The 20,841-nt window shown below is 71.7% G+C and carries 22 protein-coding genes and 1 pseudogene; 17 read left to right on the plus strand and 6 right to left on the minus strand.

Translation table 11 applies throughout. From position 1 onward, the window contains the following. Positions 1 to 238: 238 nt before the first annotated feature. Positions 239 to 856: a class I SAM-dependent methyltransferase gene (locus ACWDN5_RS14390; RefSeq protein ID WP_449676606.1), complete on the minus strand. Its 618-nt coding sequence runs from the start codon at positions 854 to 856 to the stop codon at positions 239 to 241. After that, positions 853 to 1,395, minus strand: coding sequence for a TetR/AcrR family transcriptional regulator (locus ACWDN5_RS14395; RefSeq protein ID WP_310972571.1), 543 nt, complete (start codon positions 1,393 to 1,395; stop codon positions 853 to 855). Before ACWDN5_RS14395 ends, ACWDN5_RS14390 begins: the two co-directional genes overlap by 4 nt. A gap of 154 nt (positions 1,396 to 1,549) precedes the next feature. Here ACWDN5_RS14395 and ACWDN5_RS14400 point away from each other — a divergent pair, with 154 nt between their 5' ends. Together ACWDN5_RS14400 and ACWDN5_RS14405 are read left to right on the plus strand one after the other, a co-directional pair. Beyond that, positions 1,550 to 1,780 (plus strand): hypothetical protein, encoded by a 231-nt coding sequence (locus ACWDN5_RS14400; RefSeq protein WP_449676607.1) that lies wholly within the window; start codon positions 1,550 to 1,552, stop codon positions 1,778 to 1,780. Between the two features lie 33 nt (positions 1,781 to 1,813). Continuing rightward, positions 1,814 to 2,935: an SPFH domain-containing protein gene (locus ACWDN5_RS14405; protein WP_449676608.1), complete on the plus strand. Its 1,122-nt coding sequence runs from the start codon at positions 1,814 to 1,816 to the stop codon at positions 2,933 to 2,935. Positions 2,936 to 2,939: 4 nt separating this feature from the next. Here ACWDN5_RS14405 and ACWDN5_RS14410 read toward each other — a convergent pair whose 3' ends face one another. Further along, positions 2,940 to 3,971: a TRM11 family SAM-dependent methyltransferase gene (locus ACWDN5_RS14410; RefSeq protein ID WP_449676609.1), complete on the minus strand. Its 1,032-nt coding sequence runs from the start codon at positions 3,969 to 3,971 to the stop codon at positions 2,940 to 2,942. Positions 3,972 to 3,996: 25 nt separating this feature from the next. On the opposite strand from ACWDN5_RS14410, the gene ACWDN5_RS14415 reads away from it, so the two are divergent. From ACWDN5_RS14415 to ACWDN5_RS14425, 3 genes are all read left to right on the plus strand, one after another. Beyond that, positions 3,997 to 4,992: a DHH family phosphoesterase gene (locus ACWDN5_RS14415; protein WP_396136935.1), complete on the plus strand. Its 996-nt coding sequence runs from the start codon at positions 3,997 to 3,999 to the stop codon at positions 4,990 to 4,992. 79 nt (positions 4,993 to 5,071) lie between these two features. Beyond that, positions 5,072 to 6,394 carry an MATE family efflux transporter gene (locus ACWDN5_RS14420; protein WP_449676610.1) on the plus strand — a complete coding sequence of 441 codons (1,323 nt, stop codon included), beginning with the start codon at positions 5,072 to 5,074 and terminating at the stop codon, positions 6,392 to 6,394. Between the two features lie 279 nt (positions 6,395 to 6,673). Continuing rightward, a complete protein-coding gene (locus ACWDN5_RS14425) occupies positions 6,674 to 7,996 on the plus strand; it encodes an MFS transporter (protein ID WP_449676611.1) in 1,323 nt (440 codons plus the stop codon). On the opposite strand, the gene ACWDN5_RS14430 is transcribed toward ACWDN5_RS14425, so the two are convergent. Beyond that, positions 7,941 to 8,450 (minus strand): GNAT family N-acetyltransferase, encoded by a 510-nt coding sequence (locus tag ACWDN5_RS14430; protein ID WP_449676612.1) that lies wholly within the window; start codon positions 8,448 to 8,450, stop codon positions 7,941 to 7,943. The genes ACWDN5_RS14425 and ACWDN5_RS14430 overlap by 56 nt on opposite strands. 63 nt (positions 8,451 to 8,513) lie before the next feature. Here ACWDN5_RS14430 and truB point away from each other — a divergent pair, with 63 nt between their 5' ends. The 10 genes from truB (at position 8,514) to ACWDN5_RS14480 (ending at position 17,771) form a co-directional block, all read left to right on the plus strand. Further along, positions 8,514 to 9,419: a tRNA pseudouridine(55) synthase TruB gene (truB, locus tag ACWDN5_RS14435; RefSeq protein WP_310972578.1), complete on the plus strand. Its 906-nt coding sequence runs from the start codon at positions 8,514 to 8,516 to the stop codon at positions 9,417 to 9,419. A 27-nt stretch (positions 9,420 to 9,446) separates the two neighbouring features. Then, positions 9,447 to 10,430 carry a bifunctional riboflavin kinase/FAD synthetase gene (locus tag ACWDN5_RS14440; RefSeq protein ID WP_449676613.1) on the plus strand — a complete coding sequence of 328 codons (984 nt, stop codon included), beginning with the start codon at positions 9,447 to 9,449 and terminating at the stop codon, positions 10,428 to 10,430. Positions 10,431 to 10,524: 94 nt separating this feature from the next. Beyond that, entirely contained in the window at positions 10,525 to 10,998 is a 474-nt protein-coding gene (locus tag ACWDN5_RS14445; RefSeq protein WP_310972580.1) for a helix-turn-helix transcriptional regulator, read from the plus strand. Beyond that, positions 10,998 to 11,501, plus strand: a complete 504-nt coding sequence (thpR, locus tag ACWDN5_RS14450) for an RNA 2',3'-cyclic phosphodiesterase (RefSeq protein ID WP_310972581.1) — start codon at positions 10,998 to 11,000, stop codon at positions 11,499 to 11,501. The genes ACWDN5_RS14445 and thpR overlap by 1 nt, the downstream gene beginning before the upstream one ends. Before the next feature lie 132 nt (positions 11,502 to 11,633). After that, the gene (gene rpsO / locus ACWDN5_RS14455; RefSeq protein ID WP_003084034.1) at positions 11,634 to 11,903 is read left to right on the plus strand and encodes a 30S ribosomal protein S15; all 270 of its coding nucleotides are present in this window, start codon (positions 11,634 to 11,636) and stop codon (positions 11,901 to 11,903) included. Between the two features lie 220 nt (positions 11,904 to 12,123). Beyond that, the gene (locus ACWDN5_RS14460; protein ID WP_310972582.1) at positions 12,124 to 14,376 is read left to right on the plus strand and encodes a polyribonucleotide nucleotidyltransferase; all 2,253 of its coding nucleotides are present in this window, start codon (positions 12,124 to 12,126) and stop codon (positions 14,374 to 14,376) included. 77 nt (positions 14,377 to 14,453) lie between these two features. Continuing rightward, positions 14,454 to 15,818: a M16 family metallopeptidase gene (locus ACWDN5_RS14465; protein WP_310972583.1), complete on the plus strand. Its 1,365-nt coding sequence runs from the start codon at positions 14,454 to 14,456 to the stop codon at positions 15,816 to 15,818. Next, positions 15,815 to 16,555, plus strand: a complete 741-nt coding sequence (gene dapB / locus ACWDN5_RS14470; protein WP_449676614.1) for a 4-hydroxy-tetrahydrodipicolinate reductase — start codon at positions 15,815 to 15,817, stop codon at positions 16,553 to 16,555. The genes ACWDN5_RS14465 and dapB overlap by 4 nt, the downstream gene beginning before the upstream one ends. Further along, the gene (locus tag ACWDN5_RS14475; protein WP_310972585.1) at positions 16,552 to 16,998 is read left to right on the plus strand and encodes a tetratricopeptide repeat protein; all 447 of its coding nucleotides are present in this window, start codon (positions 16,552 to 16,554) and stop codon (positions 16,996 to 16,998) included. The genes dapB and ACWDN5_RS14475 overlap by 4 nt, the downstream gene beginning before the upstream one ends. A 35-nt stretch (positions 16,999 to 17,033) precedes the next feature. Further along, positions 17,034 to 17,771 carry a hypothetical protein gene (locus tag ACWDN5_RS14480; RefSeq protein WP_449676615.1) on the plus strand — a complete coding sequence of 246 codons (738 nt, stop codon included), beginning with the start codon at positions 17,034 to 17,036 and terminating at the stop codon, positions 17,769 to 17,771. Here ACWDN5_RS14480 and ACWDN5_RS14485 read toward each other — a convergent pair. Continuing rightward, entirely contained in the window at positions 17,719 to 18,237 is a 519-nt protein-coding gene (locus tag ACWDN5_RS14485) for a hypothetical protein (RefSeq protein WP_310972587.1), read from the minus strand. The genes ACWDN5_RS14480 and ACWDN5_RS14485 overlap by 53 nt on opposite strands. A 318-nt stretch (positions 18,238 to 18,555) precedes the next feature. Here ACWDN5_RS14485 and ACWDN5_RS14490 point away from each other — a divergent pair. Next, positions 18,556 to 18,786: pseudogene (locus ACWDN5_RS14490) on the plus strand (GtrA family protein); the annotation flags it as partial. Between the two features lie 66 nt (positions 18,787 to 18,852). On the opposite strand, the gene ACWDN5_RS14495 reads toward ACWDN5_RS14490, so the two are convergent. After that, positions 18,853 to 19,410 (minus strand): GNAT family N-acetyltransferase, encoded by a 558-nt coding sequence (locus ACWDN5_RS14495; protein WP_310972588.1) that lies wholly within the window; start codon positions 19,408 to 19,410, stop codon positions 18,853 to 18,855. Positions 19,411 to 19,469: 59 nt separating this feature from the next. On the opposite strand from ACWDN5_RS14495, the gene ACWDN5_RS14500 reads away from it, so the two are divergent. Continuing rightward, on the plus strand, positions 19,470 to 20,684 hold the full coding sequence (locus ACWDN5_RS14500) for a winged helix-turn-helix domain-containing protein (protein WP_449676616.1): 1,215 nt from the start codon (positions 19,470 to 19,472) through the stop codon (positions 20,682 to 20,684). Positions 20,685 to 20,841 lie beyond the last annotated feature (157 nt).

Below are 20,841 nucleotides of genomic sequence, written 5' to 3' on the forward strand. Positions count from 1 at the left end.
CCGTTGATCGTCCTGCTGGGTCCAGGTGATCGTCACCTGTCCGGATGTCGCGTCGTAGGCGGAAGTCCCGGTGAGGTGGCCGTTCGGGTCACCGGTGAATCCCGGCGCGTCTTGCGTTGCTCGACGGGTCGAACACGAAATAGCCGAGCCGCAGGTAGCTGCGGCCGACGGCGTCGGTGAACCGGCGACTGACCACCCAGTTCTGCTTGCCGAGCAGCAGCGTCGAGGCGAGTGCCGGTTATTTCGAAGCGAACAGGATCGCCTGCGAAACCTCGGCCCCGGGGTTCAGCGCCCACTCCGCCTCGATCGTGAACCCGGCTTCCCGCACCCGCCGGGCCAGCCACCAGGGCTGCCGCAGGTGGACGTGGACGCGCATCGGGTGCCCGCCGTACCCCGACGTCTTCAGCCGCGTGCCCACGCCGACGTGGTAGCCGATCGTCAGCAGCCCTCCCGGCCGCAGTACGCGGTGGAAGTGACCCAGTGTCAGCGGCACTGCCTCGTCCGGGACGTGGATCAGCGACCAGGACGCCAGCACGCCCGCGACCGACGCGTCAGGCAGCGGGAGGTCCGTCATCGAGCCCACCTCGAACCGCAGGTCCGGGTGCGAGCGGCGGGCGAGGTCGATCATCCCCGGCGAGAGGTCGACGCCGGACGCGTCGACGCCCAGGGAAGCCAGGTACGCCGTGAAGTGGCCCGGGCCGCAGCCGACGTCCACCGCCGGCCCGTCGACCTGCGCGGCGAACAGCGTCAGCGCCGCCTTGAGGTACGGCTGCTTCTCGAGCGCGTCGGACACGAACTCGGCGTAGCTCGAAGCCACCATGTCGTACGACGCGGCCGTGTCCGCGAGCCAGGTCATCGCGCGCGCAGACCGTCGAGGACCATGCCGAGCGCGCGCCGCCAGTCCGGGGTGGCGGTCGCGGCCGCGAACACGATCGCGAGGTCGGGCCCCCGGAAGTCCTTCCGCAACGCGCCGGCCTCCTGGGCGCGCGTGATGATCCGGTTCATCCGGGAACCGTTGGCTTCCTTGGCTTTCTCCAGCCCCGACGCCGGGTCGAACGTCCGCGAGCACACCTCGGTGAAGCCGCGGTCGGAAACCTGCATCTGCACCGAACGTTCCAGGAACAGGACGAAACCGTCCCACGGGTCTTCGCGGGCGAGGGCCTCGTCCAGCACGGCCTCGGCTTCCTGCAGCGTCGGCAGGAAAGCGGCTTCGACGAGGTCCGCGCGCGTCGGGAACCGGTTGTACAGGGTGCCGATGGCGACCTCGGCGCGCCGGGCGATCTCGTCGAGCGGGGCGTCGACCCCCTTGGCGCCGAACACTTCCCGCGCCGCCGCGACCAGCGCCTCGCGGTTGCGCCGGGCGTCCGCGCGCAGGGGACGGTGCTCGACGCTCACGCTGCGAAGTATAGCCGCGTACGCCCGGGCGGCCCGCCTGGTTGCCTTCTGATCGGAACCTCACAGTGTCCGCTTCGCGTGCCCGGCGGGAGCACAATGGTGCCAGCGGGGGTCAACCCGCACCGAGACGGCCACCGAGGGGAGGTCGGCACCCGTGCACTCCGACCTTTCCCCGTCCGGCCGCACCGGAGTCCTCCTGGTCGGCACCCGCGGGCAGCGGGGCCCCGGGGAGGTGCTGATCAGGATCAGGGGCGGCCTGGAAACCTTCCTTGCCTGGTCCGACACGGAGCTGCCGAAGGGCACGACCGTCCTGGTCGTGGAAACCCGGGGACGGCGCACGGTCGACGTCGTGGCGTGGGACGCCTCGGATCCCGCTTCTCCGTAGAACCAGAAGGACAGCCGATGTTCGGGTTATCGCGTGCCTGCTCCCAACGAGGCGATGCTGATCTCCGGGGGGAAGAACAGCAAGGGCACGTCGCCGTTCCGGGTCGTCACCGGCCACGGTGCGTTCGTCATGCCGGTCTTCCGGAAGGTCCGGTTCCTCACGCTTTCCATGTGCGAGGCCGAAGTGACCGAAGTGTGCGTCACCAAGCAGGCCATCGCCCTGACGGTCCGGGCGGTGATCGCGTTCAAGGTCGGCAACGACACCGAGAGCATCGTCAACGCCGGCCAGCGGTTCCTCTCCGACCAGGACCAGATGTCGGTGCTGACCGGCCGGATCTTCGCCGGGCACCTGCGGTCCATCATCGGGTCGATGACCGTCGAGGAGATCATCACCGAGCGGCAGAAGCTCGCCACCGAGGTGCTGGACGGCTCGGCGGTGGAGATGGCGAAGATCGGCCTCACCGTGGACGCGCTGCAGATCCAGTCGATCGACGACATGAAGCTCGGCTACATCGCCGCGATGGCCGCGCCGCACAACGCCGCCATCCAGCGGGACGCGCAGATCGCCCAGGCGGTGGCGAACCAGACGGCCGCCGAGGCCGAGCAGAAGTCCCAGCGGACGCAGGCCGAGTACGCCCGGCAGACGTCGATCGTGCAGGCGCAGTACCGGGCCGAGGTCGAGGCGGCGCAGGCCGAAGCCGCCCAGGCCGGCCCGCTCGCGCAGGCGAAGGCGCAGCAGGAGGTCATCGACGCGCGCACCGAGCTGGCTCAGCGCGAGGCCGAGCTGCGGCAGCAGCAGCTGGTCGCCGAGGTGATCAAGCCCGCCGACGCCGAGGCCGAGCGGATCCGCATCCTGGCGGTCGCCGAGGCGGAGAAGATGCGCATCCAGGCGGAGGCGGCCGCGTCGCACAACCGGGTCGCGCTCGACCGGATGCTGATCGACCAGCTGCCGCAGATCGTCAAGGAAGCCGGGCGGGGGTTGTCGGGGGCGAACGTCAACATTCTCAACGGCGCCGACGGCCTCGGCGAGATGGCCGCGGGGCTCGTCGGCCAGGGTCTGTCCATTCTGGACTCGGTGAAGCGCGGCCTGAGCACCCCGCCCGCCCCCGCGCCGGAATCGAACGGGCAGGTGGCCAAGCCCGAACTCACCCAGTAGCGCTTCAGGAAGCCGGTTTCACCGCGACGACCAGGTCGCGCAGGATGGCCTGGTCGACGCGGTGGGCGAACTCTTCCCACGGGCCGCCTTCGCGGACGTCCAGCCCGGCCTTCCGGAGCACCTCGACCAGTTCTTCCCGCGGCAGCACGGTGGTGTTCCACGAAATCCCGAGCGCGCCGCCGGGCTTCAGCACCCGCGTCCACACCGGAACGGCGGCCGCGAGCAGGTCGCGCGGACTGCGCTGGAGACCGGTCTCGCGGTGGCTGCCGTGCTGGACGCCGTACGGGGCGTCGGTGACGATCACGTCGCAGGAGTTCGCCCGCAGGACCTCGTCGGTGGTCAGGGTGTCGGCGTTGAAGTAGGTGAGCTTGCGCGTGTCGCCCGCTTTGTACGCTTCCTTGTCCAGGGCGTACTCGATGTCGAGCCGGCGGCCGAGCCGGGCCTTGTTGCGCCGCAGCTGGCCGGACTCCGCGGTGTGTTTCACGCGCTTGGTGCGCAGCCAGGTCTTGATGAACGCCTCGTAGGCCTCGAAGTCCTTGGCGTCGACGTCCAGGCCGGTCGCGTGCAGGCCGTACATCATCGCCTGGTTGAGCGTGGTGCCGCGGCCGCACAGCGGGTCGAGCAGGTACTTCGGCTTGGCCGAGAACGGGTCCGCCGTCGCCAGCAGGGTGACGTTCACCAGCAGCTTGGTGAACAGCTCGTTCGTCTTGCCGGCGTACTTCTGGATGGTCAGCAGGTCCGAGTCGGCCTTCGCCAGCGGCGTCACGGGCACCGGCCGGAGGACGCCGTCACCCAGCTCGAACAGCGCGTACAGGGACGAGACGTTCGACAGCAGCGCGAGGTCGCGCTCGCCGAGGGGCGCCGAGCTGGTGAAGCGCACGTAGCCGACGCCGCCGAGCTCGACCTCCTCGATCGCGGACAGCTCGGCCGCCAGGCCCGCGCCGAACACCGCCAGCTCGGCGCGCAGCAGCGCGGGGGAGGAGGCGGCGTAGACCCGGTTGGCCGACGGGTAGACCAGCATCGCGTACTCAGGCATCCCGCAGAGCGTAGCGTGACGCACCGTGACCTCTACTTCGGCTTCGGTGCAGGACATCCGGGACGCGGCGGCACTGCTCGCGTCGGCCGGCGACGTGACGATCCTCGGCCACGTGCGGCCGGACGCGGACGCGCTGGGCAGCGCACTGGCCCTCGGCCGGGCCCTGCGGCAGCGCGGTGCCCGCGTGCGCGTCTCCTTCGGCGAGCCCGACGAGGCCCCGGAGACGCTGCGCTGGCTCGACGAGGACGGCCTGCTCACCCACCCGGACGACCTCCCGGACTCCGAGGCGCTGCTCGTGTGTGTCGACACGCCGACACCGAAGCGGCTCGGCCGGCTCGCCGGGCGCGTCGAGCTCGCCGGCGCGGTGCTGGTGATCGACCACCACGCGACCAACACGTTCTACGGCACCTGCCACGTCGTCGACGAGAGCGCCGAGGCCAGCGCGGTCCTCGTGTTCCGCGTCCTGGAGGCACTGGGCGCCGAGCTGGACGAGCCGATCGCGCGCGGGCTGTACGCGGGGATCGTCACCGACACGAGCGGGTTCCGCCGGGCCAGCCCGGAGACGCACCGGATGGCGGCCCGGCTGCTGGAAGCGGGGGCCGACGCCGAGGCGATCGTGCGCCGGATCGTCGACGAGCGCCCGTTCGCCTGGCTGCCGATGCTGTCGTCGGTGCTGCGCGAGGCCCGGCTGGAGCCGGAAGCCGCGCAGGGCCGGGGTTTCGTGCACGCGGTGGTCGGCCTCGACGCGGCCCGCACGGTGCGCGGCGAGGAGGTCGAGTCGGTGATCGACGTGATCCGCTCGGTACGCGAGGCGGCCGTCGCGGCCGTGCTCAAACAGGACCCGGCGCAGCCCGGGCAATGGCAGATCTCGTTGCGCAGCATCGGCATCGACGTCTCGGCGGTGGCCGCGGAGTTCGGCGGCGGCGGGCACCGGCAGGCCGCGGGCTGCACGATCGCGGGCTCGGCGGCGGAGGTCGTCGCCGGGCTGCGCGAGGCGCTGGAGCGCGCGCCGCTGTTGTAGGCCCGTCGGACGGCGGGGCCGAAAAGTTCCCGGTTCCCGCCGGTCAGAACCGTCGGTGGTGGCGGTTAGAGTCCGGTTCGTGGCGAACGTGGAGGAGATCGAACGGGTCCCGGCGAAGCGCGTGCTCGGCCTGGCCGTGCCCGCGCTGGGCGTGCTGGCCGCCGAGCCGCTGTACGTCCTGGTGGACACCGCCGTCGTCGGCCACCTCGACGCGCTGTCGCTGGCCGGGCTCGCGCTCGGCGGCGTCGTGCTGGCCCAGGTGTCGAGCCAGCTGACGTTCCTGTCCTACGGCACGACGTCCCGCACCGCCCGGCTGCACGGCGCCGGCCGCCGGGCCGACGCAGTGCGCGAAGGCGTGCAGGCGACGTGGCTCGCGGTGTTCGTCGGGCTCGTCGTGCTGGTCGCCGGGCAGCTGCTGGCCTGGCCGATCGCGCGAGTGCTGTCGGGCAGCGACGAGATCGCCTCGGCCGCGGTGTCGTGGCTGCGGATCGCGTTGTTCGGCGCGCCGCTGATCCTGGTCACCATGGCCGGCAACGGCTGGATGCGCGGGGTGCAGGACGCGGCGAAGCCGTTGCGGTACGTGCTGGCGGGCAACGGGATCTCGGCCGTGCTGTGCCCGGTGCTCGTGTACTGGGCCGGGCTCGGGCTGGAGGGCTCGGCGATCGCGAACGTCGCCGCCCAGGTGATTTCGGCGTCGCTGTTCGTCCTGGCGCTGGCCCGCGAGAAGGTCGGGCTGCGGCCGGACTTCGCGGTGATGCGCGCCCAGCTCGGCCTGGGCCGCGACCTGGTGCTGCGCAGCCTGGCGTTCCAGGCGTGCTTCGTCTCGGCGGCGGCCGTCGCGGCCCGGACGTCGACCGAAGCGGTCGGGGCGCACCAGGTGGTGCTGCAGCTGTGGACGTTCCTGGCCCTGGTGCTGGACTCGGTGGCGATCGCCGCGCAGTCGCTGGTCGGGGCGGCCCTGGGAGCGAACTCGGCGCGGCAGGCGCGCGGGGTCGCGGCGCAGATCACCGGGTACGGGCTGCTGCTCGGGTGCTTCCTGTGCGTGCTGTTCGCGGCGCTGTCGTGGGTGCTGCCGCACGCGTTCACGTCCGACCCGGGCGTGCTGGCGGAGATCCCGCACGCGTGGTGGTTCTTCGTGGCGCTCCAGCCGATCGCGGGGGTGGTCTTCGCCCTGGACGGCGTGCTCCTGGGCGCGGGCGACGCGGCCTTCCTCCGCAACGCGACGCTCGGCAGCGCGGCCCTCGGCTTCCTCCCGCTGATCTGGGCGTCCCTCGGCTTCGGCTGGGGCCTCACGGGCATCTGGACCGGCCTGTCCCTCTTCATGGTCCTCCGCCTGGCGGCGGTTCTGGCCCGCTGGCGCTCCGGAAACTGGGCGGTGACCGGCGCCACCCGCCCCGTCTGACGTGCCCCACCGGTCATCACGCGTGATTGGAGGGTCAGCTCGCGTGATTGAAGGGTCGACACGGCGGGGCCGCACGCCGGCGGCGTGTCGTCTCTCCAATCACGCGTGTCGGCTCTCCAATCACGCGTGATGACCCTCTGAGCACGGGTGACGGGGGTTACCTGTGGGGAAAACCACCCGGGTCGCGGCTATGGTTCGTGGTTGCTTAGGCGATACAAGTAGTAGGGACGGCAGCGTGGGCGTCCTGCGCCCCGAATCGCCCCACCCCTGGAGGAACCTGTGCCCGCCACCGGCCGTGCCACCGCCCGGTCCTGGCTGATCTGGCTCGCCGCCGTCACCGTCTACCTCCTCGCCGTCTTCCACCGGACGTCCTTCGGCGTCGCCGGGCTGCAGGCCGCCGAGCGCTTCGGCGTCGGTGCGGCCGCGCTCGGCACCTTCACCGTCCTGCAGGTCGGCGTCTACGCCGCGATGCAGATCCCGACCGGTGTCCTGGTCGACCGCTACGGACCCCGCCGCGTCCTCACCGTCGCCGTGCTCGTCCTCGGCGCCGGCCAGCTCCTGCTCGGCTTCGCCCACTCCTACGGCCTCGGCCTGCTCGCCCGCGGCGTCCTCGGCCTCGGTGACGCGCTCACCTTCGTCAGCGTCCTGCGCCTGGTCGCGGCCCACTTCCCGGGCCGCCAGTACGCCCTCCTGACGTCGTTCACCGCGGCCGTCGGCTACATCGGCAACCTCGCCGCCACCGTCCCGCTCGCCCTGGTCCTCGACGGCGCCGGCTGGACCCCCACCTTCCTGGCCGTCGGCGCCATCACGGTGCTCTACACCGCCGTCGTCGCCCTCCGGGTCCGCGACGTCCCGGCCGGCGAACAGCCGCCGGTCCGCGAGGAAGTCCGCCCCCGCGAGCTCGCCCACCGGGTCGCCGAGGCCTGGCGGACGCCGGGGACGCGCCTGGGCTTCTGGGTCCACTTCAGCACGATGTTCGCCCCGAACGCCCTGACGCTGCTCTGGGGCGTCCCCTGGCTCGTCCAGGGCCAAGGCCAGTCGAAGGCCACGGCGAGTGCGCTGCTCACCGTGTTCGTCTTCGGCTCGATGGCGGGCGGCCCGGCGCTCGGCGGCCTGATCGGACGGCGCCCGTCGCTGCGGATGCCGCTGGTCGGCGGGTACATCGGCGGGGCCGCGCTCGTCTGGGCCGTGCTGCTGGGCTGGCCGGGCCAGGTGCCGCTGCCGGTGCTGGTGCCCGCCTTCGCCTTCCTCGCCCTCGGCGGCCCGGCGTCCATGATCGGCTTCGCCCTGGCACGCGACTACAACCCGCTCAGCCGCGTCGGCACGGCGACCGGCGTGGTCAACGTCGGCGGCTTCGTGGCGACGACGATCGCCGCGCTCGCGGTCGGCGTGCTCCTGCAGGTGACCGGCGGGAACTTCCGGCTGTCGCTGCTGGCGCTGGTCGCGGTGCTCGCCTTCGGCACCTTCCGGATGCTCGTGTGGTGGCGCCGGACCCGTACCCACCTGTTCCTCGCCGAGGCCCGCGGCGAGGAACTGCCGGTGCGGATCACCCGCCGCCGCTGGGACGCCGCTCTGCCGGAGACGCCGATCGTCGCCGCCTGACCGGCGCCTGCAGCAGCTCCGGCGCCACCGCGAACCCGCGCCGCTCGTACGCGGGCACCGCGCGCGGGGACGAGTGCACGGTGACCCGCTCCAGGCCCAGCTCCCCGGCCAGCCGCAGGACACCCTCGATCAGCTGCCCGCCGAGGCCGGCGTCACGCGCTTCCGGCACGACGTACACGCTCTGCAGGTCCCCGGCGGCCCGGGACGGCGCCGCCGGGGTCGGCACCCGCGGCGTGATCGCCAGGAACGCCATCCCGAGCACCCGGCCCTCGCGGATCAGGACGAGGCAGCGGTGGGTGGCCGCGTTCTCCCGCGCCCAGGCGGCGAATCCCCGCACGAACGCGGCCCGGCCGTCGGCGGGCAGGCCGTCGCGCTCGGCCACCCAGCGCCACCGCAGCGAGGCGACTGCTTCCAGTTCCGCGGGCCGGACGGCCCGGACTTCGATCTCCGTCACGCCTCCATCGTGGCCGCCCGGCCGTCCTCCGATCCACGACGAGCGGCCGCTAGGGTTTGCCGCGTGTCGAGCCCGAAACCGCCCCGCCGTCCCGCCCCGCCTCCCGGCCTCCTCATCGTCGACAAGCCCGCCGGCATGACGTCCCACGACGTCGTCGCGCGCGCCCGGCGGATCATGGGGACCCGCAAGGTCGGGCACGCGGGGACGCTCGACCCGATGGCGACCGGCGTGCTCGTGCTCGGCATCGAGCGCGCCACCAAACTGCTCGGCCACCTGGCCCTGGACCGCAAGACCTACCTGGCCACCCTCAGCCTCGGCAGCAGCACCACGACCGACGACGCCGAGGGCGAAGTCCTCACCACCGCCGAGACCGCGACCGTGGCAGACGAAGACATCGCCGCCGGCGTCGCGAAACTGACCGGCGACATCCAGCAGGTGCCCAGCGCGGTCAGCGCGGTCAAAATCGACGGCAAACGCGCCTACGCCCGCGTCCGCGCCGGCGAGGACGTCGTCATCCCGGCCCGGCCGGTCACCGTCTACCGCTTCGACGTCCTCGCCGTCCGCCACGAGGACGACCACGTCGAGGTCGACGCCGTCGTCGAGTGCTCTTCCGGCACCTACGTCCGCGCGCTGGCCCGCGACCTCGGTGCCGACCTCGGCGTCGGCGGTCACCTGAAGGCGCTCCGGCGCACCACCGTCGGCCCCTTCACCCTCGCCAAGGCGAGGACCCTCGACCAGCTCGAAGAGCAGCCCGAACTGAGCCTCGACCTCGACGCCGCCGTCGCCGCCGCGTTCCCGCGCCGCGACCTCGACGCCGCCACGGCGAAAGCGGTCCGCCACGGCCAGCGCATCCCGGCGGCCGGGCTCGCGGGCACCTACGGGCTCTTCGGCCCCGACGGCCGGGTGCTCGCCCTGGCCGCCGACGAACAAGGCGTGTCCCGCGCGGTGGTCGTGTTGCTGCCCGCCTAGGGTGGGCTCGAGAGACGGGAGTGTGACGTGCTTCGGTGGCGTGGGCTGGGGGACCTTCCCGGCAGCTGGGGCCGGTGCGTGGTCACCATCGGCGTGTTCGACGGTGTCCACCGCGGGCACCAGGAGCTGATCAGCCGGACGGTGGCGGCGGCCGCCGAGCGCGGCCTGCCGAGCGTCATGGTGACGTTCGACCCGCACCCGTCGGAGGTGCTGCGCCCGGGCAGCCACCCGGCGCAGCTGACGACGTTGCGGCGCAAGGCCGAGATCGTCGAAAGCCTCGGCGTCGACGTCTTCTGCGTGCTGCCGTTCACCCTCGAGCTGTCCCGGCTGCAGCCGGAGGAGTTCGTGCACGAGGTGCTGGTCGACCGGCTGCACGCGGCCGCGGTGATCGTCGGCGACAACTTCACCTTCGGCGCCAAGGCGGCCGGCAACGTCGAGCTGCTGCGCACCCTCGGCCGCCGGTTCGGCTTCGCCGCGTACGGCGCCGAGCTGCAGGGCAAGGAACTGTCCGAAGAGGACCAGTCGGCCATCACCTTCTCCAGCACGTACGTCCGGTCGTGCATCGACGCCGGTGACGTGGTCGTCGCGGCCGAGGCGCTGGGCCGCCCGCACCGCCTCGAAGGCATCGTCGTCCGCGGCGACGGCCGGGGCCACGAGCTCGGCTACCCGACGGCGAACCTGTCGACCCCGCGCTTCGCCGCCGTCCCGGCCGACGGCGTCTACAGCGCGTGGTTCACCCGTTCGGCCGACCCGGCGCGCCGGCTGCGCGCCGCCGTCTCGGTCGGGACCAACCCGACGTTCTCCGGGCGCGAGCGGACGGTCGAGGCCTTCGTCCTCGACGTCGACGAGGACTTCTACGGCCAGCACGTGGCCATCGACTTCGTGACGCGGCTGCGCGACCAGGTGCGGTTCGCCGACTCGGCCGGGCTGGTCGCGCAGATCGACGACGACGTGGTCGAGACGAGAAAGGCACTCGAACTGCCCCCGGACGCCCTGACCGGGGACGAATAGGGGATTCCGCGTCCATCTCCGTGACAGCGATGGCAAGATGCTCACGGACGGTGTGCGCGGCTGTGCTCGCGAAAAACAGGGGAGCGGGAGACTGGTGGAGGACCACAAGATCGTCCAGCGGAACATCGCGTTGCAGCGCGAGTGGTACGGGGAGCCGCTTGGTGACCGTGTGCGCCGGCTCGTCGTCGCGTTCGACGTTTCGCAGGCGTTCCTGGCCGAGGTCCTCGGGATCAGCGCCCCCATGCTCAGCCAGGTGATGAGCGGACGGCGGGCGAAGATCGGCAACCCGGTCGTGCTGGCCCGGATGATCATGCTCGAGCGCAAGATCCTGGTGCCCGAGGTCGCCGCCGGCAACCGCGACGCGATGCTGGCCGCGATGGAGGACGTCCGCGACTCCCGGCCCACCGTCGGCCGCGACAACATCCCGGTGGTCAACGAAGACCAGAAGGTCCTCGCCTACCTGCGCGACCTGGCCGAGGACGAGGACCTCGGCGAGGCCGCCAAGCGCCTCGACGACGACTTCCCGGCCATCGCCGACCTGCTCCGCCGGGCGGGCAACGGCGCCTGATGCCGGTCCTGTTCAGCGCCCTGCTCCCGCCGGAGGACGTCGTGGCCGGACTCGCCGCGGCCCTCGGCGAGACCGGCGACGGCCTGCGCTGGGAGCCGCCGGAGCGCTGGCACATCACCCTCGCCTACTACGGGCCGGACGACGTCGGCACGCGGGCCGCCTGGCTGGGGGAGCGGCTGACCGGCCGCCCGGCCGTCGACGTCCGGCTGGAAAAGGCCGCGACGTTCCCCGGGGTGCTGTGGTTGACTGTCGCCGGACCGGAGCTGACGCCGCTCGCGAACGCCGCGGGCGCCGGCGCCGAACCGAGGCCCTACCGGGCCCACCTGACGCTCGCGCGGTTCCCCCGGGAAGAACCGGGGCTCGCCGCGCGTTGGACCGAGCGTCTCGCGAACTTCACGAGCCGGCAGTGGCGCGCCGCGGAAGTGGCGCTGATGACCAGCGAGCGCGAGCGGGGTGGTCCCCGCTACTCCGTGGCCCGCTCCTTCGAGCTGGACCGCGGCTGAAGACGCAGTTCAGCGGGCTGGTAACCTCAACGATCGGGTCCGGCTGCAGTCCGTGGCGGCCGTGACCGTCTTCCCGGCGTGCAACCGGCGTCCGGGGCCGCACGGCACTGATTATTTCGAGGAGCAACACAAGTGGCGCTGTCCACCGAAGAGAAGAAGTCGATCCTGGCCGAGTACGGCGTGCACGACTCGGACACCGGATCCCCCGAGGCCCAGGTGGCGCTGCTCACCAAGCGCATCGTCGGCCTCACCGAGCACCTCAAGGCTCACAAGCACGACCACCACTCGCGTCGCGGGCTCCTGCTGCTGGTCGGCCGTCGCCGCCGGCTGCTGAACTACGTGATGAAGGTGGACATCGAGCGTTACCGTGCGCTGATCCAGCGCCTCGGCCTGCGCCGATAGCTTTACCCGAGGGGGAGTGGCCACGCGGTCGCTCCCCCTCGCCACAAACGGCGCGAGCGCGCACGAGGGTCCGTCCGCCGGTCCTCGGTAGTGGTTCCCGGGAAGCGTCCCGGGAGCTTCGATCGAAGACCGGCCTCATTCCTCGAGCGTCCTCAGGCGAAACGGGTCCCAGGGTGGGAGACTCGCGTCGTACGAAGGAACTAAAGAGGAGAAACACCCTATGACCGACTCCACCGGAGTCACCGTGCACGAGACCGAAGCCGTCATCGACAACGGCCGGTTCGGCACCCGCACCGTCCGCTTCGAGACGGGCCGCCTGGCCCGCCAGGCCGCCGGCGCCGTGGTCGCGTACCTCGACGAAGAGACCATGCTGCTCTCGGCGACGACCGCGTCGAAGCACCCGAAGGAGCACTTCGACTTCTTCCCGCTCACCGTCGACGTCGAAGAGCGCATGTACGCCGCGGGCCGCATCCCCGGCGCGTTCTTCCGCCGCGAGGGCCGCCCGTCGACCGACGCGATCCTCACCGCCCGCCTGATCGACCGCCCGCTGCGCCCGTCGTTCGCCGACGGTCTCCGCAACGAAATCCAGGTCGTCATCACCGTCCAGAGCCTCAACCCGGACGACCCGTACGACGTGCTGGCCATCAACGCCGCTTCGGCGTCGACCCAGATCGCCGGCCTGCCGTTCTCCGGCCCCGTCGGCGGCGTGCGCGTCGCGCTGATCGAGGACCAGTGGGTCGCGTTCCCGACCTGGTCGCAGCTGGAGAAGGCCACCTTCAACATGGTCGTCGCCGGTCGCATCGTCGGTGACGACGTCGCCATCATGATGGTCGAGGCCGAGGGCACCGAGCACACGCTCGACCTGATCGCCGCCGGCGGCAAGGCACCGGACGAGACCTCGGTCGCCGAGGGCCTCGAGGCCGCCAAGCCGTTCATCAAGGTGCTGTGCGAGGCGCAGCAGCGCCTGGCCGCCGACGCCGCCAAGCCGACCGGCGAGTTCCCGGTCTACCCGGCCTACCAGCCGGACGTCTACGAGGCCGTCGCCGCCATCGCGACCGACGACCTGTCCCGCGCGCTGCAGATCGCCGGCAAGCAGGACCGCGACGCCGCGACCGACGAGGTCAAGGCCGCCGTCATCGAGAAGATCGGCCTGGGCGAGGGCGAAGCCTTCGAAGGCCGTGACAAGGAGATCGGCGGGGCGTTCAAGGCCCTGACGAAGAAGATCATGCGCCAGCGCGTCCTCACGGAGAAGATCCGCATGGACGGCCGTGGCCTCACCGACATCCGGTCGCTCTCGGCCGAGGTCGCCGTGATCCCGCGGGCGCACGGCTCGGCGCTGTTCGAGCGCGGCGAAACCCAGATCCTGGGCGTCACCACGCTGAACATGCTGCGCATGGAGCAGCAGATCGACTCGCTCTCCCCGGAGACGACGAAGCGCTACCTGCACCACTACAACTTCCCGCCCTTCTCCACCGGTGAGACCGGCCGCGTCGGTTCGCCGAAGCGCCGCGAGATCGGCCACGGCATGCTCGCCGAGCGCGCCCTGGTGCCGGTGCTGCCGAAGCGCGACGAGTTCCCGTACGCGATCCGCCAGGTCTCCGAGGCACTGGGCTCCAACGGCTCGACGTCGATGGGCTCGGTCTGCGCGTCCACCATGGCGCTGTACAACGCCGGCGTGCCGCTGAAGGCGCCGGTCGCGGGCATCGCGATGGGCCTGGTCTCCGATGAAGTGGATGGGGAGACGCGTTATGTGGCGCTGACCGACATCCTCGGTGCCGAGGACGCCCTGGGCGACATGGACTTCAAGGTCGCCGGCACCAAGGACATCATCACCGCGCTGCAGCTCGACACGAAGCTCGACGGCATCCCGTCGGAGGTCCTCGCGGCCGCGCTGAAGCAGGCGAAGGACGCCCGCAACACCATCCTCGAGGTCATCGCCGAGGCGATCGACGGCCCGGACGAGATGAGCCCGTTCGCGCCGCGCGTCACCTCCGTGAAGATCCCGGTCGACAAGATCGGCGAGGTCATCGGCCCGAAGGGCAAGATGATCAACTCGATCACCGAGGAGACCGGCGCCGACATCTCCATCGAGGACGACGGCACGATCTACGTGGGCGCGGCCGACGGCCCGTCGGCGGAGGCGGCGATCGACAAGATCAACGCCATCGCCAACCCGCAGCTGCCCAAGGTCGGCGAGCGCTTCCTCGGCACCGTGGTGAAGACGGCCGCGTTCGGCGCGTTCGTCTCGCTGCTGCCGGGCAAGGACGGCCTGGTGCACATCTCCAAGCTGGGCAACGGCAAGCGGATCGCCAAGGTCGAGGACGTGGTCAACGTGGGCGACAAGCTCCGCGTCGAGATCGCCGACATCGACAACCGCGGCAAGATCAGCCTCATCGTCGTCAAGGAAGACGAGGCCGCCAAGCCCGCCGAGGGTGACAAGCCGGCCGACGCCGAGAAGGCCGACGCCAAGTAAGACAGCTCGTTCCGGTTCGTGAAGGCCACCTCGGGATGTCCCGGGGTGGCCTTCACGGCAAGTTGAGTAAGGAACCCATGGCACGGCAGGTTTCCGGGCACGAGCAGCCCGTCGGCACCACCCGCACGCTGGAGTCCACCCCGGACGGTGCGGTCGTCAAGCGCAGCGTCCTGCCCGGCGGCCTGCGCGTGATCACCGAGCACGTCCCGGCGTCGCGCTCGGCCACGGTCGGGCTGTGGGTCGGCATCGGCTCCCGCGACGAGCCGGCCGCGGTCGCCGGCGCCGCGCACTACCTCGAGCACCTGCTGTTCAAGGGCACCAAGCACCGCGACGCCACGCAGATCGCCGAGGAGATCGACGCGGTCGGCGGCGAGTTCAACGCCTTCACGGCGAAGGAACACACCTGCTACTACGCGCAGGTGCTCGACGCCGACCTCCCGCTCGCCATGGACCTGGTCACCGACGTCGTCTTCGACGCACTGTGCACCGACCGCGACATGGACATGGAACGCAGCGTCGTCCTCGAAGAGATCTCGATGCGCGACGACGACCCCGAGGACCTGCTGCACGAGACCTTCGTGACGGCCATCCTCGGCGACCACCCGCTCGGCCGCCCGGTGCTCGGCACCGAGAAGTCGATCATCGAGATGTCCCCGGCCGCGCTGCGGAACTTCTACAAGCGCCGCTACACGTTGCCGCGCATGGTCCTGTCCGTGGCCGGAAACATCGACCACAACCAAGTGCTGCGCCTGGTCCGCAAGGCGCTCGGCGAGCGCCTGGCCGGCACCGCGACGCCGATCGCGCCGCGCGAGGGTCGCGCCCGGATCAAGACCGTGCCGAAGCTGGCCCTGCACACCGACGACACCGAGCAGGCGCACGTCATGCTCGGCCTGCGGTCGCTGTCGCGTCACGACGACCGCCGCTTCGCGCTGTCGGTGCTCAACGCGGCCCTCGGCGGCGGCATGTCGTCGCGGCTGTTCCAGGAGATCCGCGAGCAGCGCGGGCTGGCGTACCAGGTGTATTCGTCGGTGGCGAGCTACGCCGACACCGGGCACATGGCCGTCTACGCGGGTTGCCAGCCGGAGAAGCTCGGCGACGTCGCCGGCGTCATCCGCGAGGTGCTCGACAAGGTCGGCGTCGACGGCCTGACCGACGCCGAGGTGGCCCGCGCCAAGGGCCAGCTGCGCGGCGGGCTGGTGCTGGGCCTGGAGGACACGTCGTCGCGGATGTCGCGGATCGGCAAGAACGAGCTCAACTACGGGCGCTACCTGGGTGTCGACGACACGATCGCGCGCATCGACGCGGTGACCACCGAGGACGTGTGTGCGCTCGCTCGCACTTTGTTCGCGCGGCCCGGTGGCGTCTCGGCGGCGGCGGTCGTCGGCCCGTACGCTCACGCCGACGACCTTCCTGACGACCTGCACGAGGTGATCGCTTCATGACCATCAACGTCGGTGTGCTCGGTGCGCGCGGCCGGATGGGCGCGACGGTGGTGAACGCCGTCGAAGGCGCCGGGGACATGAAGCTGGTGGCCGCGCTGGACGCGGGCGACGACTTCGCGGCGCTGGCCGACGCCCAGGTGGTCGTCGACTTCACCCACCCCGACGCCGTCATGGGCAACCTCGAGTACCTGGTCGAGCACGACATCCACGCGGTCGTCGGCACCACGGGCTTCAGCGAAGACCGGCTGGCCTCGCTGCGTTCGTTGCTCGAGCCGAAGCCGTCGCTGGGCGTGCTGATCGCGCCGAACTTCGCCCTTGGCGCGGTTCTCGCGATGCGGTTCGCGGCCCAGGCGGCGAAGTTCTACGCCTCGGCCGAAATCATCGAGCTGCACCACAACCGCAAGGCCGACGCGCCTTCGGGCACCGCCGCGCACACCGCGCGGATGATCGCTGCCGCCCGCGCGGAAGCGGGCGTGGCACCGGGCCCGGACTCGACGACGGCAGAGCTCGACGGCGCCCGTGGTGCGACGGTCGAGGAGGTCCGCGTGCACTCGGTCCGCCTGCCGGGCCTGGTCGCGCACGAGGAGATCCTGTTCGGCGGCGAAGGGGAGACCCTCACCATCCGCCACGACTCCCTCGACCGGACGTCGTTCATGCCGGGCGTGCTGCTCGGGGTGCGTGAGGTGCTGCAGCGGCCCGGCCTGACGGTCGGCCTGGAAAACGTCCTCGACCTGTGAAAGCACGCAATGTGGCGCTGCTGCTGACGGCGGCGCTGGTCGTCTACCTGTTCCTGCTGGCGGATCGGGCGGTCGCCCTGTTCAAGACGGGCACGGGCGTCGGGATCGCGCTGGGGGCGGGGGTGCTGCTGCTGCCGGTCCTGGGCATCTGGGTCGTCGTCATGACCTGGCGCAACGGCCTGCAGATCCAGCGCCTGTCCCGGCGGCTGGACGCCGAGGGCGCGCTCCCGGACGTCTCCGACCTCCCGCGCCGCCCGTCGGGCCGGGTGGATCGCGACGCGGCCGACGCCTGGTTCGCGGAGCGCCGCGCGGAGGTCGAGGCCGACCAGGAGAACTGGCGGGCCTGGTACAAGCTCGCGTACGCCTACGACATCGCGGGCGACCGCCGCCGGGCGCGCGAGACGATGAAGAAGGCCGTCGAACTGGAAGCGGCCGACCGCTGACGCTGCTGCTGAAGCTCGTCCTGGCGCCGCTGCTGGTGGTCGCCTCGTCACTGGCCGGACGGCGCTGGGGACCCGGGCTGACGGGCCTGCTGGTCGCGATGCCGGTCGTCGCGGGACCGATCCTGCTGATCACCTACCTGGAACACGGGCCGGCGTTCGTCGCGCGGGCCGCGTCGGCGTCCCTGCTGGGCCTGGTGTCGCTGGCCGCGTTCGCGGTGGTGTTCGCGCGGGTGTCGCGGGCGCGCGGCTGGCCGGGCACCCTCCTGGTCGGCTGGCTCGTGTGCCTGGCGCTGGATCTGGCGCTGTCCTTCGCGCCGGTGCCGGGGTGGGTGGCGCTCGGATTGGCCTTGGCGGCGGCCTGGGCGGGCATCCGGTTGCTGCCCGAGCCGGGGGCGGCCCGGCCGGTGGCGTTGCCGTGGTGGGACCTGCCGGCGCGCGCGGTGGCGACGGCCGTGCTCGTGGTGGTCCTGACGGCCGCGGCGGGCCGGCTCGGCCCCGATCTCACCGGCGTGCTCGCGCCCTTCCCGACCGGGACGAGCGTGGTGGCGGTGTTCGCTCTGGCGCAAGGCGGCCCGGCGGCGGCCGCGGCGACCACGCGAGGCGTGCTGCGCGGGCTCGGCGGGTTCTCGGCGTTCTGCTTCCTGGTGGCGGTGTTCGCGGAGCCGATCGGCGGGTGGGCGTTCGCCGTCGCGGTCGCCGGGACCGTGGGGTGGCAGCTGCTCAGTGGTGCAGCCAGCCGGCGAACACCGCGGGAGAAGCCGCGATCAGGCTGAAGCGGATCCACCGTCCGGCGAGCCCCGTCGTCAGGAACATCACCAGCCGCATCCGGACCAGGCCGGCCAGCACGCTCGTCGCCATGAACGGGGGCAGGCCCACCAGAGAACTCACCCCGTACGTCCCGGCCATCCAGTGCGGGTGCCGGTGGCACCGCTCGCGCAGCCGGTCGACCCAGGCGCGCACCCGCTTGGTCCGCAGCTGCCAGCGCACCCGCCGGGGTGTCATCGGGCGCTCGCGGTGCAACCGGTCGTGCAGCGGCTTCGGCAGCTTGATCGTGCCGCGCGCGGCGAGGTAGTACAGCGTCTTCCCGGCGATCTGCCCGACCGCCACCGCCGCCCCGAGCCACAGCCAATGCAGCCCCGGCTGGCTCGCGCACAGCCCGATCAGGAAGATCTCGGCGTTGACCAGCGGCACGATGGCCGAACCGAACGCGACGCCCAGCGTCAGCAGGATCCAGCTCATCGTGTCACCTCCTGAAATTCGCTCGCGTTCTTTCAAGTTATCAGTTCGAAATCTCTGCGCACTGGGGTTGGCCCCCCTGTTCGGCGGGTGGTCCGCACCAGAAGATCACCTGCCGGACGGCTGCCCGTCACCTCCCGTCGGAACACTGGCGGGGTGGCCGCCGAGCAATCCCGTACGCCCGCTGACCGATTCGGCGCCCTCTGCCGGGCCGTCGTGCGCGTGCTGCCACTGGGTCTGTCGCGGATCGTGGCGCCGACGTTTCTCGGCTTCTGCCTCATCAACGGGTTCACGTTCGGCGTCGACCTCGCGCTGCTGACCGTGTTCCACGGGCTGCTCGGCTGGCCGGTGTGGCTGGCGATCACGCTGGCGTACGTCTGCGCGTTCGGGCTGAGCTTCGCGCTGAACCGGACATTCAACTTCCATTCCCACGCCGCCGTCGGAATTCAGCTCGGGCTTTACATCGTGGCGATTGCTGTCAATTACGCGGCGTTCCTGCTGGGTGTGGGCGCGGGACTGACGGCGCTGGGCGTCGAATACCACGTCTCGCGGCTGCTCGCGGGCGCGTGCGAAGGCGTGTTCATGTACGCCGTGATGCGGTGGGTGATCTTCCGGGACTCAGCTCAGGGTGAGGTCGAGGGTGCCGGTGAGCCGGACCTCGCGGAGGGTGCGCTCGCCGGTGTCGAGGGTGCGGACGGTGCCGTCGGGGTTCCAGCCGGCCCGGCGGTAGAAGCCGAGGGTGGCGTGGTCGCCCTGGGCGACCCAGGCGATGCCGCGGGTGGCGCCGTCGGCCCGCAGCCCCGCGGCGGCCGTCGCGAGTAGCCGTCCGGCGTGGCCCCGGCGACCCCAGCGCGGTTCGACGAGCAGGGTGGCGATCAGCCCGGTCGTCTCGGCGTCTTCGGGCAGGCTCCCATCGGCCTGGGCGACCTCGTCCTCGGGCGCGCGGCCGGCGACGCAGAAGCCGACGGTGAACTCGCCCTCGGTGGCGACGTAGACGAGGCTGCCGGGGTAGTCGATGGTCTCGGTCCAGGTGCCGGCGAGGTCGGTGGCGTCCAGCTGCGCGAGGGCCTGCTTGCCGAGCAGGTCTTCGTAGGCGGCGTGCCAGGTTTCGCGCTGGATGCGGGCGATCTCCGCGGCGTCGGACAGGTCGGCGGGACGGACGGCGGCGTCGCTCATGGTGCGTGAATCTATAGGTTGCCGTTTTTGTCGGTGGTGGGTGGCACCATGACGTCATCATGCAAACGATCAGCGTCTCGACGGCCCGGAAGACGTTCCTGGCCGCACAGGGTTTCACCGACCCGCGTCCGTCCGGCGTGCCTTCGCGGCAGCACCTGAAACGGGTGTTGTCGAGAGTCCAGCTGCTGCAGCTGGACTCGGTGAACGTCGCGGTCCGCGCGCACTACATGCCGGTGTTCTCCCGGCTGGGCGCGTACGACCCGGCCATGCTCGACGAAGCGGCGTGGGCGAACTCGGCGCGCCGCCCGCGGCTGCTGGTGGAGACGTGGGCGCACGAGGCGAGCCTGCTCCCGATCGAGGACTGGCCGCTGATCCGCTCGGGCGCCAAGCGCGACGGCTGGTGGCGGCACTACGGGCCGTTGATCGAGAAGTCGCCGGGCCTGGTCGACGAGATCCTGTCGGTGGTGAAGGAACTCGGCCCGATCGGCGCGGGCGGCATCGAGCGGGCGGTGGAGGCCGACGCGCAGCGGCGCGGGCCGGGCTCGTGGTGGGAGCGGTCGGAGGTCAAGCGCGTCTGCGAGTACCTGTTCGGCATCGGCCAGCTGACCACGGGCACGCGCCGGTCGTTCGAGCGGCTGTACGACCTGACCGAGCGGGTGGTCCCGCCGGAGATCCTGGCCCGCTCGGTGTCCGCGGAGGAGGGCGCGCGGGGCTTGATCTCGCGTTCGGCGCGGGCGCTGGGCGTGGCGACGGAGACGGACCTGCGCGACTACTACCGCCTCGGCCCGGTCCCGGCCCGCCAGGCGGTGGCGGAGCTGGTGGAGGCGGGCGAGCTGGAGCCGGTCGCGGTCCGCGGCTGGAAGCAGGTGGCGTACCGGCACACCTCGGCCCGGACACCGCGGAACGTGGCGGGCCGGGCGTTGCTGTGCCCGTTCGACCCGCTGATCTGGGAACGGGGCCGCACCGAGCGGCTGTTCGGCTTCCACTACCGGATCGAGATCTACGTGCCGGAGCCGAAGCGGGTGTACGGGTACTACGTGTTCCCGTTCCTGCTGGACGGGGAGCTGGTCGCCCGCGTGGACCTGAAGTCCGACCGCGCGGCGGGGGTGCTGCGGGTGCAGGGGGCGTTCGTGGAGGAGGGCGCGGACGTGGCCCGGGTCCTGCCGGAGCTGGCGGCCGAGTTGAAGCACATGGCGGAGTGGCTCGGGCTGCCGGGCGTGACCGTCGGCGCCCGCGGAGACCTGGCGCGGCCGCTGGCGAAACTGGTCCGCTAGCCCCGGTGGTGCAGAGCCGGCCCTACGGCAGCCCGCCCCGAGGTCGCGAATGACTCATTCGGGCACTCGAAGCGAGGCACCTGAGGAGAAGTTCTTCCAGTTCCGCCAAACTGCGCTCGACCTCCGCGCGAGTACGGGGCCCGCCACCGTGCCTGAT

The sequence above is a fragment of the Amycolatopsis sp. NPDC003731 genome, from assembly GCF_053586895.1.